15 protein-coding genes are annotated in these 15,531 nt (G+C 70.2%); 3 read left to right on the forward strand and 12 right to left on the reverse strand.

Annotated elements, in window-relative coordinates; genetic code table 11:
• Positions 1–49: 49 nt before the first annotated feature.
• The gene (locus AC0NZN_RS15095; protein WP_474593134.1) at positions 50–1,420 is read right to left on the reverse strand and encodes an ATP-dependent DNA helicase; all 1,371 of its coding nucleotides are present in this window, start codon (positions 1,418–1,420) and stop codon (positions 50–52) included.
• Between the two features lie 66 nt (positions 1,421–1,486).
• Here AC0NZN_RS15095 and AC0NZN_RS15100 point away from each other — a divergent pair, with 66 nt between their 5' ends.
• Positions 1,487–2,719, forward strand: a complete 1,233-nt coding sequence (locus AC0NZN_RS15100; RefSeq protein WP_474593135.1) for a hypothetical protein — start codon at positions 1,487–1,489, stop codon at positions 2,717–2,719.
• A gap of 5 nt (positions 2,720–2,724) precedes the next feature.
• Positions 2,725–4,470 carry a SulP family inorganic anion transporter gene (locus AC0NZN_RS15105; RefSeq protein ID WP_474593136.1) on the forward strand — a complete coding sequence of 582 codons (1,746 nt, stop codon included), beginning with the start codon at positions 2,725–2,727 and terminating at the stop codon, positions 4,468–4,470.
• Between the two features lie 8 nt (positions 4,471–4,478).
• Here the strand turns inward: AC0NZN_RS15105 and AC0NZN_RS15110 are convergent, their stop codons facing one another.
• The 6 genes from AC0NZN_RS15110 to rpmB form a co-directional block, all read right to left on the reverse strand.
• Positions 4,479–6,533: a bifunctional copper resistance protein CopD/cytochrome c oxidase assembly protein gene (locus AC0NZN_RS15110; protein ID WP_474593137.1), complete on the reverse strand. Its 2,055-nt coding sequence runs from the start codon at positions 6,531–6,533 to the stop codon at positions 4,479–4,481.
• 193 nt (positions 6,534–6,726) lie between these two features.
• A complete protein-coding gene (locus AC0NZN_RS15115) occupies positions 6,727–7,014 on the reverse strand; it encodes an HU family DNA-binding protein (RefSeq protein ID WP_320942770.1) in 288 nt (95 codons plus the stop codon).
• 190 nt (positions 7,015–7,204) lie between these two features.
• Positions 7,205–8,296 carry an alpha/beta hydrolase gene (locus tag AC0NZN_RS15120; protein ID WP_474593138.1) on the reverse strand — a complete coding sequence of 364 codons (1,092 nt, stop codon included), beginning with the start codon at positions 8,294–8,296 and terminating at the stop codon, positions 7,205–7,207.
• A 74-nt stretch (positions 8,297–8,370) separates the two neighbouring features.
• Complete coding sequence (gene rpsN, locus AC0NZN_RS15125) at positions 8,371–8,676, reverse strand: 30S ribosomal protein S14 (protein ID WP_474593139.1); 306 nt, start codon at positions 8,674–8,676, stop codon at positions 8,371–8,373.
• Between the two features lie 3 nt (positions 8,677–8,679).
• Positions 8,680–8,850 (reverse strand): 50S ribosomal protein L33, encoded by a 171-nt coding sequence (rpmG, locus tag AC0NZN_RS15130; RefSeq protein ID WP_320942767.1) that lies wholly within the window; start codon positions 8,848–8,850, stop codon positions 8,680–8,682.
• Positions 8,850–9,086 carry a 50S ribosomal protein L28 gene (rpmB, locus tag AC0NZN_RS15135; RefSeq protein WP_474593140.1) on the reverse strand — a complete coding sequence of 79 codons (237 nt, stop codon included), beginning with the start codon at positions 9,084–9,086 and terminating at the stop codon, positions 8,850–8,852. Before rpmB ends, rpmG begins: the two co-directional genes overlap by 1 nt.
• A gap of 219 nt (positions 9,087–9,305) precedes the next feature.
• On the opposite strand from rpmB, the gene AC0NZN_RS15140 reads away from it, so the two are divergent.
• Entirely contained in the window at positions 9,306–10,934 is a 1,629-nt protein-coding gene (locus AC0NZN_RS15140; RefSeq protein ID WP_474593141.1) for an MFS transporter, read from the forward strand.
• A gap of 44 nt (positions 10,935–10,978) precedes the next feature.
• On the opposite strand, the gene AC0NZN_RS15145 is transcribed toward AC0NZN_RS15140, so the two are convergent.
• From AC0NZN_RS15145 to AC0NZN_RS15165, 5 genes are all read right to left on the reverse strand, one after another.
• Positions 10,979–11,611 (reverse strand): DNA-3-methyladenine glycosylase, encoded by a 633-nt coding sequence (locus AC0NZN_RS15145; RefSeq protein WP_474593185.1) that lies wholly within the window; start codon positions 11,609–11,611, stop codon positions 10,979–10,981.
• 23 nt (positions 11,612–11,634) lie between these two features.
• Complete coding sequence (locus tag AC0NZN_RS15150) at positions 11,635–13,047, reverse strand: hypothetical protein (protein WP_474593142.1); 1,413 nt, start codon at positions 13,045–13,047, stop codon at positions 11,635–11,637.
• Positions 13,037–13,798 (reverse strand): TIGR03943 family putative permease subunit, encoded by a 762-nt coding sequence (locus tag AC0NZN_RS15155; protein WP_474593143.1) that lies wholly within the window; start codon positions 13,796–13,798, stop codon positions 13,037–13,039. The genes AC0NZN_RS15150 and AC0NZN_RS15155 overlap by 11 nt, the downstream gene beginning before the upstream one ends.
• Positions 13,791–14,741: a permease gene (locus AC0NZN_RS15160; RefSeq protein WP_474593186.1), complete on the reverse strand. Its 951-nt coding sequence runs from the start codon at positions 14,739–14,741 to the stop codon at positions 13,791–13,793. Before AC0NZN_RS15160 ends, AC0NZN_RS15155 begins: the two co-directional genes overlap by 8 nt.
• 193 nt (positions 14,742–14,934) lie before the next feature.
• Positions 14,935–15,348, reverse strand: a complete 414-nt coding sequence (locus AC0NZN_RS15165; protein WP_474593144.1) for a Fur family transcriptional regulator — start codon at positions 15,346–15,348, stop codon at positions 14,935–14,937.
• Positions 15,349–15,531 lie beyond the last annotated feature (183 nt).

Raw genomic sequence — 15,531 nt, forward strand, 5'->3', positions numbered from 1 at the left:
GCCTCGTGCGACGTGATGCCGTATAGGTTCGGCGCCACGCGCGCGCGATTCAGGATGCGGCCTGCCGCACCCGCTGCATGAACCGCTGCACGTCGGGATCGACGCGGATGTCGCTCGGGCGCAGAGGGCGCGTGAGGTACAGCCCCTCGAGAGAGGTGAGGCGGGACAGCGCGACATACGTCTGCCCCGGCGCGAAGGCGCCCGAGCCGAGGTCGACCACCGCTCTGTCGTACGTCTTGCCCTGCGACTTGTGGATGGTGACCGCCCACGCCAGCCGCAGCGGGAACTGCGTGAACTCGGCCACGATGTCGCGTGTCAACTTCTTCGACCCGGGATCGTAGGCGTAGCGGAACCTCTCCCACACGGCCGGCTCGACATCGTGCTCCTCACCGTCGACGTCGACGCGCACCGTGCCGCCGGCGATGCGCGTCACGGTGCCGATGGTGCCGTTCACCCAGCGGGGTCCGTCGCCGTGCTGCTGCGTGTCGTTCCGCAGGAACATCACCTGTGCACCCACCTTGAGCTTCAGCTCGACGTCGGCGGGGTACACGTCGCCGCGCCCGAAGTCGCCGCTCACCTCCGCCGTCGCGGTCTGCTCGCGGCCGTCGAGCGCCTCGAGGTGGCCGCGGTTTATCGCGTTGACCCGGTCGTTGCGCGTCGCCAGCGTGATGATCGGCGGCTCGCCCTCGACGTTCGCCGGGGGGCGCCGGGCGCCGGTGTCGTTGAGCACCTGCGCGATGTCGGCCGTCACCCGCCCATGGCGCACAGCGTTGAGCATCGCCTTGAAGGCCGGGTCGGACTGGCGGTGGATGTCGCGCAGCTCGCTCACGTTCAGGGGAGCGCCGAACTCGCCGGTTGCCAGGATCTCGTCCAGCATCCCGTCGCCCTCGGTGGATGCGCCGGTCCACACCCGCGCGTCGAAGAACCAGAACGAGCGGTAGTGGTCGTCGACGTAGCGGCGCTCGTCGCCGCGGGGCGGCACGGGCGCGAGCTGGTAGGGATCGCCGAACATGACGACCTGCACCCCGCCGAACGGCTCGCGTCGGCGGCCGCGGGCCTGCCGCAGCGAGCGATCGATCGCATCCATCAGATCCGCGCTGACCATCGAGATCTCGTCGATGACGAGCGTGTCGATGGCGTTGAGGATCTTGCGCGTCGCATCCGACTGCTCGAGCTCGCTGTTCGCGATGAGCCCGATCGGCAGCCGGAAGAGCGAATGGATCGTCTGGCCCTCGACGTTCAGGGCCGCGACGCCCGTGGGCGCGCACACGACGATCTGCTTGCTCGTGTTCCACGCGAGATGCTGCAGCAGCGTCGACTTGCCCGTGCCTGCGCGGCCGGTGACGAAGACGTGCTCGCGAGTGTCCTCGATCAGCCGGAACAGGGCCTCCTGCTCGGCCGAGAGCGTGCGCACCGTCATCGAATCCATGGTAGACGGCGAGCCGCGGCCAGGGCTTTTCCAGCCGTTCGTTCCTAGAATCGCCTTGTGAGCCAGGGGGGCGTGCACACCGGGGACCCGGGGACGGATGCGGCGGCATCCGTCGCATCCGCGAGCCCTCCCGCGCCCCCGGCACCGGACGCGCCGGCATCCGCACGAATCGAGGACGGCACCGCCGCAACCGACGTCATCGACGCCCCGGCCCCGCCGCTTCCCGCACTTCCGCAGGAGCCGTCCCCCGCGCGCCCGCGGCGGCGCCCGCTCGCCCTCGACATAGGCCTCCTCGCCGGAGTGGGCGTGCTGCTGCTCGCCGCCCTCGGCGCAGGCGCCGCGGCCGTGTACCAGGACTTCTACAGTCCGACCGCCTTCGTGCTCCGCTACGTTCAAGACCTCGGAGACGGCCGAACAGCCGATGCCCTCGCCATCCCCGGAGTGGCGGTCGACTCGTCCGAGCTCGAGACATCCGGACTGCCCCTCCACGCATCCGATGCCCTGCTGCGGCCCGCGGCGCTCGGGACGCTCAGCGACGTGCACGCGATCTCGGCTGAGGAGCGCGACGGCGAGACCTTCGTGACCATCGGGTACCGCGCCGACGGTCACCGCGGGACGACCGAATTCGCCGTCGCGCGCGACGGATGGATCGGCATCGTCCCCGCGTGGCGCTTCGCGCGCAGCCCGCTCGCCGTCATCGACCTGACGGTGCGCGGCTCGATGCAGTTCTCGGTCAACGGCTTCGAGGTCGACAAGCGGCAGGTGTCGAACGAGGCGTCCGCCAACGCGCTCGCCCCGGTTCCCCTCCTGGTCTTCTCACCGGGGCTCTACTCGGTGACCGTCGACACCCCGATCGCCGAGAGCTCGGGCGTCGCCGTGCTCGCCAACTCGTCTATGACGTCGACGCCCATCGACATCCAGGCCCAGCCGACCGCGAGCTTCGAGAAGGCCGTGACGACGCAGGTCGACGACTTCCTGGCCACCTGCGCGACGCAGCAGGTGCTCCAGCCGACGGCCTGTCCGTTCGGCTACGTCGTGGAGAACCGCGTGATCGGACTTCCGAAGTGGTCGATCGTCACGCAGCCGCCCGTGCACCTGCAGCCCGACGGTGCGGGCTGGCGCATCCAGGCGACCACCGCGGTCGCGCACATCCGCGTCGACGTGCGCTCGATCTTCGACGGCTCGGTCAAGCACGTGGATGAGGACGTGCCGTTCCTCGTGACCGGGACCGTGACGATCCAGCCCGACGGCTCGGCATCCATCAGAGTCGTCTCCCCCGATACGGACTAGACGCCATGACTGCGGGAGTCGCCGAGCGGTGGGTGCCGGGGCTGGTCACGATCCTCAGATATCGACGGTCGTGGCTGTGGCCCGACCTACGCGCCGGGATCGTCGTGACCGCGCTGCTCATCCCCGCCGGGATGGGGTACGCCGAGGTCGCCGGGCTTCCCCCGGTCACCGGTCTCTACGCGACGATCGTCCCTCTCGCCGTGTACGCGATCTTCGGCCCGTCGCGCGTGCTCGTGCTCGGCCCCGACTCGGCGCTCGCGCCCATCATCGCCGCGGCCATCCTGCCGCTCGCACTCGGCAGCGAGAGCCGCGCGGTGGCCCTCGCCGGGCTGCTCGGCATCCTGGTGGGCACGCTGATGCTGATCGGCGGCATCCTCCGGCTGGGGTTCGTGACGGACCTGCTCTCGAAGCCCATCCGCGTCGGCTACCTCAACGCGATCGGCGTGCTCGTCGTCATCTCCCAGGTGCCGAAGCTCCTCGGCTTCTCGACCGACGCCCAGGGCCCGGTCGCCGAGGTCGATGCGATCATCCACGGCATCGCTGCCGGCGAGGTGCTGCCGATCGCGGTCGCCTTCGGGATCGGCTCGCTCCTGCTCATCTTCGCCCTCCGCTGGCTGCGATCACCGGTGCCCGGGGTGCTCGTCGCCGTCGTCGCAGCGATGCTGCTGACGTGGCTGCTGCAGCTCCAGGACGTCCTGCCCGTCGTCGGCGCTCTCCCGCGCGGACTTCCGGCGCCCGCGCTCGCCGGACTGCAGTGGGGCGATATCGTCGTCCTCCTTCCCGCCGCGGCCGGCATCGCGCTGGTCGCCTTCACCGACACCGCTGTCCTCTCACGCACGTTCGCCGCGCGACGCGGCGAGAGCGTGAGCGGAAGCCAGGAGATGACCGGGATCGGGATCTCCAACATCGCCGGCGGGCTGCTCGGCGGCTTCCCCGTCTCGGCGTCGTCGTCGCGCACGCCTGTCGCGGAGCAGGCGGGGGCACGGACCCAGGTCACGGGGCTCGTGGGCGCCGCCCTCATCGTCGTCTTCATCCTGCTCGCGCCCGGCATCACGGCGTTCCTCCCGTCCGCGACGCTCGCCGCCGTGGTCATCTCCGCGGCCGCCGGGCTCATCGACGTCCGCGGCACGATTCGCCTGTTCCGGATGGACAGGACGGATGCCGTTCTCTCCCTGGCGGCCTTCCTCGGCGTCCTCGTCGTCGGTGTGCTGCCGGGCATCGTCATCACCATCGTCCTCTCGCTGCTCGCGGTGGTGATCCGGTCGTGGCGGCCCTACCGGGCCGAGCTGGGCCGTGTGCCCGGCCTGCGCGGCTATCACGACCTCTCCCGCAACCCGACCGGCACCCGCATCCCGGGCATCGTCATCGTGCGCTTCGATGCGCCGCTGTTCTTCGCGAACGGCGCGAGCTTCGACGACTACGTCCGCGAGCAGACGATCGCGGCCGGGCCCGGCGTCCACACGGTGATCCTCGCCGCCGAGCCCATCACCGACATCGACACGACCGCGATCGACGAGCTCCTCGAGCTCGACGACTATCTGACGGCTCAGGGGATCCGGCTCGTCTTCGCCGAGATGAAGGACCCTGTGAAGGACATCCTGCGTGAGTTCGGAGTCACCGATCGATTCACGCCCGACCGGTTCGCACCGACCGTCGGGGCCGCCGTGGACGCCATCACCGGCAGGCTGCGCAGCGACATCGAGCCGGACGAGGGCGAGGAGACCGACGACACCGGGTCGCCCACAACCTGATCCGCGTGTCAGCGGCCAGGCGTCCGGGCGTCGCGCTCGGCGAGAGCCGCGAGTCGGGCGTTGTACTCCTCGAGCTCCGCATCGCCGGTGCGGTCGGCGTGCCGGTCGCGACGCTTCTGGAGCCTGCTGTCGCTGCGACTCCACTGGATCGCCACGATGATCGCGAGGAACAGTGTCGGGATCTCGCCGATCGACCAGGCCGCACCGCCGCCGATGTACTGGTCCTGAAGCGGCGTCGGCCCCCAGGTCCGGCCCATCGAGCCGTACCACTCCGAGACCATCAGCCCCGTCTGCATCATGATCGCGATGCCGAAGAAGGCGTGGATCGCCATGACGCCGATGAGGGTGAGCAGCCGGAAGGGATACGGTGCGCGGTACGGCACCGGATCGATGCCGACCAGGGACTGCACGAACAGGTAGCCGACGATCAGGAAGTGGACCGTCATCCACTCGTGTCCGAGGTGGTCGTAGAGCGACCAGCGGAAGAGGTCGGTGTAGTAGAAGATCCAGAGCGATCCGACGAAGAGTGCGGCATCCACCCAGGGGTTCGTGATCACGCGTGACACCGGCGAGTGCACGGCCCAGAGGATCCACTCGCGACCACCGCGCGTGTCGTCGTCCCGCTTGTGGATGGCGCGCATCGCCAAGGTGATCGGGGCACCCGCGACCAGCAGCAGCGGGATCGCCATCGTCAGGAGCATGTGCCCGACCATGTGCACGCTGAACAGGTAGTCCTGGTACGCGTTGACGGGGCCGCACGTGACCCAGAACAGCCACAGCATCCCCAGCACCCAGCAGATGGTGCGGTAGATCGGCCAGCGATCGCCGTTGCGGTGCAGGCGCCAGGCGCCGGCGAGGTAGAAGAAGAGCCCGAAGCCGATGACGATCGCCCAGAGCAGGTCGATGTTCCACGCGGTGAACCAGCGCCCGATCGTGAGCTCCGGCGGCAAGGGCGACTGCGTGAGGAACTCCGCCGGCGTGCGCACCGAGGGCAGCGTCTCGTTCGACGGCGGGGCCGTGCGCGCGAGCGCTGCCGCCGCCCCGCTCGCGACGCCCATCACGATGAGCTCGACGACGATGAGCCGCCAGAACGCGCGGGCGGCGGCCTCGTCCTTCATCCGGCCGATGAGGCGCGTCCGATAGACGGCGCCCAGCATTCCGATGACCAGCAGCGCGACGACCTTGACGCCGAGGATCAGGCCGTAAGGGGAGAAGATCCCGGAGAGCGTGCCGATCCCCACGAGCGCGCGGGCCACGCCGGAGACGGCGACGATCACGAACGAGACGAGCGCGATGGTGGAGTAGCGCTGCAGCAGCTTCGGCAGGTCGCCGCGCGCGAGGATCGGGCGGACGAGCACGACCGTCACGAGTCCGCCGATCCAGGCCGCGGCACCCATCATGTGCAGGATGAGCGACGTCGCCGCGATGTTGTGGGTCGAGAGGTCGCCGGAGTGCCCCTGCGTGCCCATCGGGACGAGCGCGGCGAGGGCGAGGATCGCGATGATCAGGGAGCCGGTCCAGGAGCGGACCGCGAAGGTGCCGACGGTCAGGAGCGCGCCGGCGATCGTCGTGATGAGCCACGTGCGGCCGAGCTCGGTCTGCACGAGGAAGTCGGCCAGCTGCTGGCCCGACTCCAGCCCCAGGTCGACCTTGGGGTTGAAGGCGTTGAGGTACGTGAGGTAGCCGGTGGCGCCCGCGGCGACCGTGAAGATCGCGGCGGAGACGGATGCTGCATCCATCGCTCGCTCGTACGGCTTCTCGCCGGCCCGCAGTGCGTACAGCGCGAGGATGAGCGCGCCCACCATGCCCGCGGCGGAGAGGTTCACGCACATCATGGCGACGGGCAGCGTCCACCGCACGACCGGGCCGGGGTCGCCGATCGCGAGCGGCGCCGCACCGCCGCCGACCGCGAGCGCCCACACGAGGGTGACGAGCGCCGCCGCGATCAGGAGCGCGGGCCCGGCGAACCGCAGCGCCCGCGCCGCGCGCGCCTGCTCGGAGTCCGACCGCGACGCAGCGCCGCGCGGCACGGCAGGCCGGCGCGGAGCGGTGGTGGACGGCATTCCTCCAGCCTACGTCGGCAGGCTGTGACCGCCGGCCGTGGTTCCCGTCGGCGCTGACTTGTCCGGCGCTGACTTGCCCTAGGTGCTCGCGACACGCGCGGGCGCGCCGTGCACCTAGGGCAAGTCACGGCGCGCGACCGGAAAAGCGGAGGAGGGGGATGCCGACGGCGTCCCCCTCCTCCGAGAGCGTGGGTTACTTGACCGAAGCCTTGAGCTTCGAGCCCGCGGTGACCTTGACGCGCTTGCCCGCGGGGATCTTGATCTCCTCGCCGGTCTGCGGGTTGCGGCCGGTGCGGGCGGCCGTCTCGACCTGCTCGAAGGCGATCCAGCCGGGGATCGAGACCTTGTTCCCCTTCGCGACCGCGTCGGAGACGGTGGCGAACAGCGAGTCGAGCACGCCCGAAACGGCGGACTGGCTCTGCCCGGTGGCGCTGGCGATGCTCGCGACGAGCTCGGTCTTGGTGATGGACTTGTCAGCCATGTGGTTGTCCTCCGGAGCGATCGATCGAACGATCGCCCTTCTTGCAACGGACCAGAGGACTGCGCCCCCGGCTGGTCGGTTCGACCGCCCTCGAATATACAGAGATTCCGCGGAATCCCGCGGAATTCCGCCCGTTTCGGAGTATTCCGGCGGCGTGTCGCTGTGACTGGTGTGACAGATGTGACGTGTGTTACGCGTTGTGCAGAGTGCGAAGGGCATTGACGACCTCCGCCTCCCACCGCCGCGCCGCCGCCAGCACGCCCGTGAAGACCGCGATGTCGTGTGTGACGCCGAGGTAGCGCACCGCGCTCGCCTCGACGCCCGCCGCGCGAAGCGCGGCCGCATAGACCTCGCCCTGCCGCCGCAGCGGGTCGTACTCGGCGGTCAGGATCACGGCGGGCGGAAGCCCGGCGTGGGAGTGCGCCCGCAGCGGCGACGCGTACGCCTCGCGGGCGCGTTCTTGGCGGCCGAGGTACGTGCGGCGCACCGAGCGCAGCTCGCGGGTGACGATCGGACCCGGGATGCCGACGGCCCACGTAGCGCCGAGATCGATGTGCCGGCCGGTGAGATCGACGACGGGCACCTCGAGGATCTGCAGGCGGATCGGATGCTGCGCCCTGTCGCGGTTCACCAGCGTCAGCGCGGCGGCCAGGCATCCGCCGGCGCTCGCGCCGTCGACCGCGACCCGCCCGGTGTCGAGGCCGAGCTCGACGCCGTTCGCGAACAGCCACTCCAGCGCGGCATAGGCCTGCTCGATCTGCGTCGGGTAGCGGTGCTCGGGAGCGAGCGCGTAGTCGACGGCGACCATCGCGACCCCGGATGCGGCCGCCCGCCGGCGGTGGGCGGCATCCGTCGTCGGAAAGTCGATGCCTCCGATGCGGAAGGCTCCGCCGTAGAAGGTCAGGCAGGCGGGAGCGGGGCCTGTGGAGTCGGGGTGGTAGATCCGCACGCGGACGTCGGGGTATCCGGGGACGGGCACCATGTGCTCCGTCGTGCGAAGGTCGGGGCCCGGGGTGCCGACGGTCTTCTGCTCAGTGCGGTCCCACCCGAGGGCGGCGCGGCGATGCCGGGCGCGGGCCTCGCGCGGGCCGGAGGGCGCGGACTGGGGAGCGGGCTTCGCCTGTGCTGGGGAGGATGCGGGGGCCGCCGCATCCGCGTCCTCCTTCGTCTTCGCCTTCAACGCCGTCCACGGCAGCCTGCGCTTCAGGTCGCCGAAGGCCTTGCCGATCAGGTAGCGCCGATGCGTGCGCAGCCGTTGCGCGAAGAACGGGTCGAGCGGCATCCGGCGATTGTAGGCCGCCCGGATGCGAAGAAGGCCGGAGCCCCGAGGGGCTCCGGCCTTCTTCCAGCGAGTGCTTACCAGGACGACTTGGTCACGCCGGGCAGCTCGCCACGGTGGGCCATGTCGCGGAAGCGGACACGCGAGATGCCGAACTTCGACAGGACACCGCGGGGGCGGCCGTCGATGACGTCGCGGCTGCGCAGGCGCACCGGCGACGCGTTGCGGGGCAGCTTCTGCAGGCCGATGCGAGCGGCCTCACGCTGCTCGTCGGTCGAGTTGGGGTCGATGAGCTGCTTCTTCAGCTCGGCACGCTTGGCCGCGTAGCGCTCGACGACGACCTTGCGCTGCTCGTTGCGAGCGATCTTGCTCTTCTTCGCCATAGGTCAGCGCTCCTCTCGGAATTCGACGTGCTTGCGCACGATGGGGTCGTACTTCTTGAGCACGATGCGGTCGGGGTTGTTGCGGCGGTTCTTGCGCGTCACGTAGGTGTAACCCGTGCCGGCGGTCGAACGCAGCTTGATGATCGGACGAACGTCCTGAGCCTTCTTCGCCATCAGAGCTTCACACCCTTCGCGAGGAGGTCCTTCACGACCGACTCGATGCCGCGCACGTCGATCACCTTGATGCCCTTGGCGGACACGTTGAGCGTGATCTTACGACCGAGCGACGGAACGTAGTAGGTCTTCTTCTGCACGTTCGGGTCGAAGCGACGCTTCGTCCGGCGGTGCGAGTGCGAGATGTTGTGACCGAAGCCGGGAACAGCTCCGGTCACCTGGCACACTGCTGCCATTGGTGACTCCTTCAGTACCGTGGAGCCGGACGGCCCCACCCAAGATCCCTTGTCTGTCCCCACGCGACAACCGGCCGTCTCCGGCCGGGGCATCGTATTGGGGGCGAACTGCACGCAGGAGTGCGCGCAGACAAAGAGTCAGTCTAGCACGGGCGGCATCTTGACCTGACCGCCGCCCAGGTCCCCAATTCGACACCCACCCGCCACTACCCTTCACGCATGGGGAAATGGTTCGTACTCATCCTGCTGAGCGTCGCGCAGTTCATCATGGTGCTCGACAGCACGGTGATGAACGTGTCCATCTCGACCGTCGCGCACGACCTCGGGACCGATATCTCGGGCATGCAGGCCGCCATCACGTTCTACGCGCTGACCATGGCGGCGTTCATGCTCACCGGCGGCAAGCTCGGCGACCGCTGGGGGCGCAGCCTGGCCTTCCGCATCGGTTCGATCGTCTACGGCATCGGGTCGCTGACCACCGCCCTCGCCCCCAACCTCACGGTGCTCATGCTGGGCTGGTCGCTCGTCGAGGGCCTGGGTGCGGTGCTCGTCATCCCCGCGATCGCCGCCCTCGCCGCGATCAACTACGAGGGCCGCGCGCGCGTTGTCGCCTTCGCGGTCCTCGGCGCTGTGACCGGCGCGGCAGCGGCCGCGGGGCCCTTGATCGGCGGCGTCGTCACGACCTACTCGTCGTGGCGCTACGTCTTCCTTGCCGAGACCATCGTCATGGTGCTGGTCCTGCTCGTGTCGGGGCGGATCAAGGACGTCCCCGGCGACCACAGGCTGCGCATCGACCTGCTGAGCGTCGTGCTGTCGGCCGCGGGCCTCGCGATGCTCGTCTACGGCATCCTGCAGAGCAAGACATGGGGCTGGTTCGTGCCGCTGAACCCGCCGGTCGTCAACGGGCAGCCGCTGGCGCCGTTCGGCATCTCGCCGGTCGCCTACCTGATCCTTCTCGCGTTCGTCGTGCTGTGGTGGTTCGTCAAGCGCCAGCAGAAGCTCGAGCGCACCGGCCGTGTGCCTCTCCTGAAGGTCAGCCTGCTGCGCATCCCCGCTCTGCGCAGCGGCCTGACGATGTTCCTCGCGCAGTACTTCGCGATCGCGGCGCTGTTCTTCGTGATCCCGGTCTACCTGCAGACGATCCTCGGCTACAACGCGCTGCAGACCGGGCTCAAGATCCTCCCCCTTTCGGTCGGTCTGATCCTCTTCTCGATCCTGGGATCGCGCCTGTCGACCGTGCGGACCGCTCGGAACATCGGCCGGATCGGCCAGTTCATCCTCGGGGTCGGCGTGCTCCTCGTGTTCGTGGCGGTGCAGCCCGAGCTCGCCGACCTCCTGTTCGCGACGGGAATGTTCGTGGTCGGCGCCGGTTTCGGTCTGCTCGCCTCGCAGCTCGGCAACGTCAACATGTCGGCCGTCGACCAGGCCGACACGTCGGAGGTCGGCGGATTGCAGGGCACGTTTCAGAACCTCGGCTCGTCATTCGGCACCGCCGTCGTCGGCTCGGTGTTCATCCTGCTGCTCACTTCCGGCTTCACCACTGCGGTGCAGCAGAGCACGGCGATCGACGACACCGTGCGTGCGGAGGTCGTGGCAGCCGCCTCCAAGGGCGCTCCGATCGTGTCGCAGCAGCAGGCCGAGAAGCTCTTGACGGATGCGGGCGTCGACAGCGCGTCGGCGACCGAGGTCGCCCAGCTGTACGCCGACACCCAGGTCGAGTCGCTGCGCCAGGCGCTGTTCTTCGTCTTCGCACTGACGCTGCTCGGACTGCTGCTGTCGTCCGGGCTGCCGTCGAAGCTGCCGGTGCCGCCGAAGGCCGAAGAAGAGGAGACGGCCGGCGAGGCGTAGCCCGGCGTTCTCGCTCCCGGGCGCAGCCCCGACGACCCCGAGGGTCAGGCCGTTGGGCCCGCGCCGCGGCCCCAGCGGAACGCCGAGACGGTCGGGTCGCCGGAGATCCAGAAGCGCCAGGGGAAGGCATCCGTCCCCGCCTCGCCGGCCACTCCCACGCGCGGCCCCGCGGCGATCCCCTTCAGGGGCTCCGACGGAAGCAGCAGTCGCGCGGTCGCTCCCGCCTGCTCCTCGCCGGTGACGGCGTCGATGCCGTCGTGGACCGGATGTCGCAGGCCCACGGCATCCCCCAGACGCCCCGGTCCCCGCGCGAGGTCGCGAGGTGTCCGGGCCGCCTTCCGTCGGCTGAACGCGGCCTCGACGCCTTCGACGATCTCGCCGCCGCGCATCAGGATTCCGCCCGCCTGACCCTCCGGGCCGCACACGACGTTGACGCACGAATGGATGCCGTGGCTGAGGTACACGTACAGGTGGCCGGGCTCGCCCCACATCGTTGCGTTGCGGGCCGTGCGCCCCATGCGGGCGTGCGAACCCGGGTCGGGCCGGTCGCCCATCCCCTTGCCGTGGTACGCCTCCACCTCGGTGAGACGCACGGCGACGGTAGCGCCGCCGATCGTGACGCTCAGGACGCCCCCGAGCAGATGCGGCGCGGTGTCGGCCGGCAGACCGAGCAGCATCTCGCGGGTCGCGGCGACGAGGGTCACTGCACCGCCTGCGGAGGGACCTGACACCACGAGATCGCGAAGCCGCGCAGCGCCGAGATCTGGGACTTCGCGCCGAGGTCGATGACGTGCGTGATCACGGTGCGCGGCATCGGCAGGCCGTAGCTGTCGAACGGGTTGTTCACGACGTCCGGGCTGACGATCACGGCGAGGTAGCGGCCGCTCGGCGAGGCGCACGTCTGGACGACGGCATCCGTTCCCGGCACCCGGAAGACGGGTGTCGCCGTGCCGTCGTCGGCCACGATCGTGACCGAAGTCCCCTGAACGACGCCCGACGCGTCGATCGTCGAGTACGGCCGGACCGTGCCGGCGGCGGGCAGAGGCGTGACGACGCCTTGCGTGCCCGTGACGCCCTGGGCGTCGGCGAGCGTCGACTGCCTGCCGTTCGTGAGGTCGACCGTGAACATCCCGTCCGGGCGCTCGATGACGGCCCGCGACGAGCCGCGCGCGATGCCGTCGATCGTCGTGGCCGTGCCCATGTCGGCTCCCTTGCCCGTGGCACCGCCGAGGATGAGCCGGCCATCGTAGGTCAGGAGCAGGATGCGGTCGGTGTCGGGCACGAAGCGCCAGTCGGCGATGCGATGCTCCGTGCCGCTCACGGGCACCGCGACAGGCTTCGCCTTCGCCGCGGCATCCTTCAGCGATGCCGTGTAGAGCGCGCTCTCGCGTCCGGTGCCGTTGCCGAGCTGCGCATCCGAGTACGTGTAGCCGATCAGCTCGCCGCGGTCGGCGCTCTGCAGGTCGAGGATGGTGCCCTCGCCGGGCATCGGCAGCTCGCGGGGGTGCCTGCCGTCGAGATCGGTCACGATGAGGCGGGCATTGCCGGAAGAGTCGGCGACGGATGCGACGAGGTGCGAGCTCGTCGCGCGGAAGTCCTCGATGTGGGCGTTTCGGAAGACGACGTGCGCCGCCTTGCCGTCGAGGCCGGTGCGCAGGATCCTGTCGCCCGTCGAGCTGCGCTGCAGCAGGTAGACGTCCATCGAGGGCGTGCGGAAGTCGGTCGTGAGCGTCGTCGCCGGGCCGCCGCCATAGCCCGCGACATCCTTGATCGTCACCGTGTACGCCGTGCGGTCGTGCAGCGGGAGCGTGAAGCGCACACCGACGCTGCGCCCGGACGTGTCGACCGTGAACGGCGCCGCCGGCGTCACCGTGACCTGCGACGGCTGGACCTTGTGCAGCATCTGGTTGGTCGTCAGGATGACGCGGGAGCCGGATGCCTCGACCGCCGCAGCGGGATCCGTCTGCGTCGCCGTGACCCGCGGTCCCTGCAGCGAGCTCACCGCGGCACCGACGAGGCTCACCCCGACAAGAGCGACCGCGACGACCGCGAAGCCGACGAAGAAGCCCCGCCTGCGCGGGTTCCGCGGACCGCGTCGACCCTCAGTACTCATACGGGTCCTTGGGCTGGGCGACTCCCTGCACGCTGGTCGCGTCGATCTCGAGCGTGCCGTCGCGGGTCGTCCGCACGGTGCCGGTCACCGTCACCCAGGCGCCCGCCGAGGGGACGTGCCCCGAGGCGGCGATCGGCACGCTCGCCGGCCGGGCGTCGATCACGCAGTGCGTGATCACGAGGCGGGTGAGATCGAAGCCCGAGCCGTTCGAGGCGGGAGTGGCGAAGCCGGTGAGCGTCACCGGGTCGCCCTCGAACGAGTCGGTGCTGGTCGCTGTCGCGAACACCGCGGCCCAGTCGCCGACGCCGAAGTGCGACGTGTCGCCCGAGACCGCGAGGCTCACGGTGTCGGATCCGGCGAACAGCGGCGGGGCGCCCGCATCCCTCGACATCGCCAGCTGGGCGGAGAGCGTCGCCGGCGGCGTGACGAGCACCGCCACGGCGACCACGGATGCCACGGCACCGCCCGTGAGCGCGATGCCGGCGCCGATGCGGCTGGCGTCGTGGTCATGGTCGTGATCGCCGTGGTCGTGACCGTGGTCGTCCTCCGCGCCGAGCGGGAGGGCGCAGCTGAGGACGGCTCCGATGAGCAGCACGACCGCCATCGAGACGGCGAACCAGCTGCCGGCCGGGTTGACGTAGAGGCCGAGACGACCCGTGGCGAACAGCGCGAGGGTGACGACGGCGAGGATCGCGGCGAGGCCCGCGCCGAGCCAGCGGACCGCGAGAGAGCGGCGACGGATGCTACGCAAGAAGGTTCACCCCGATCCCGATGGCGAACGCCGACAGCACGACGGTCACCACCATGCCGACGAGCACCCGCGTGGTGAACGTGGTGCGCAGGAGCGCCAGCATCTTGACGTCGACGAGGGGGCCGACGATGAGGAACGCGGTGATCGCGCCCGGAGTGAATGTCGACGCGAACGACAGGGCGAAGAAGGCGTCGACGTTGGAGCAGATCGACACGATCATCGCGAGTGCGATCATGGCGACGATCGACAGCACGGGGTTCGAGCCGATCGCGAGGAGGGCCTGGCGCGGGATGAGCACCTGCACGGCGCCGGCGAGCGCGGATCCGATGATGAGCGCCGGCATCACGGCGCGCAGCTCGATGAAGAACTGCGCGGCGCTGCGGCGCCACTTGCCGCCCTGCTCGTGCTCGACGACCTCGCAGGTCGCGCGGAAGCGCTCGGTCAGCAGCTGATCGGGGTTCGGGTGCCGCGCATACAGCCAGCCGATGAGGTTCGCGATCACGAAGCCGCCCAGGATGCGGGCGACCAGGATGCCGTCGCTGAACCCGAACGCCTGGTACGTCGAGATGATGACGATCGGGCTGACGATGGGAGCCGCGACGAGGAACGTGAGGGTCTCGGCGACCGAGAACCCGCGCATCATGAGGCCGCGGGCGAACGGGACGTTGCCGCACTCGCACACCGGCACGATGATGCCGAGGAGCGACAGCGTCAGGCGGCGAGCCCAGCCGGCACGCGGCATCCATCGCTCGATCGCCCCGGGCGGCACCCACACCTGGACGACGATCGACAGCACGACGCCGAGCACCACGAACGGCAGCGACTCGATCAGGACGCTGATGGAGAGGGTCAGTCCGTCCTGCAGGCGCGTCGGCAGCGACGGGCCCTGCACCAGGGCGTTCAGGGCGAACAGGCCGGCGACGACGCCGAGGCCGATCACGATGCCGACCGCGGCGCGGGCGCTGAACGTCGGTCCGATGCGGACGGTCTTGGGGGTCCAGGCGGGGACGGGCGGGGTCGGGGTCGGCGTGGTGACGGCGGGTTCGTCGGCGACCGTCGCGGTGACGGATGCCGGGCTCGCCTCACTTCCGCTCAGGGATGAGCGGTAGTCCCGTCGGCGAAGCCCCGCCGACGGATCAGTCTGCGTCACGCTCGAGATTCCGAGCCGCGGTGCATGTCGCACAGAGTCCGAAGATGTCGACCACGTGCTCGGCCTGGGTGAAGCCGTGTGAGGCCGCGGTCTGGCGCGCCCACTGCTCGACATCCGTCGCGGCGATCTCGACGGTGAGACCGCAGGACCGGCAGATGAGGTGGTGATGGTGGCCGGTCGTGGTGCACGCGCGGTACAGCGCCTCGCCCTCGGGCGACTGGAGCGAGTCTGCCTCGCCCTGTGCCGCAAGACCGGACAGCGTGCGGTACACCGTCGCCAGTCCGATGCCGGTGTTCTCGGTGCGCAGGGTCGCGTGGAGCGACTGCGCGCTCACGAAGCCCCGGGCATCGGCGAGAGCCTCGCGCACCCGCTCGCGCTGCCACGTGTTCCGCTGTGCCACCCGCGGGATTCTACGCGCGGGCGCTGGGCATCTGGTGGGAGGCACCTATCCCGGTCGCGAGCCCGGACCCCCGCACCCCGGTCGCCGCCCCCGGTCGCCGCTCCCGGTCGTCGCTCCCGGCCCGCCGCTCCCGGTCGCGAGCCCGCATTCGTTTCCCGAACCCGCACCCAATTCGCGCGAAAC

The organism is Microbacterium sp. sgz311019 (genome assembly GCF_056135325.1).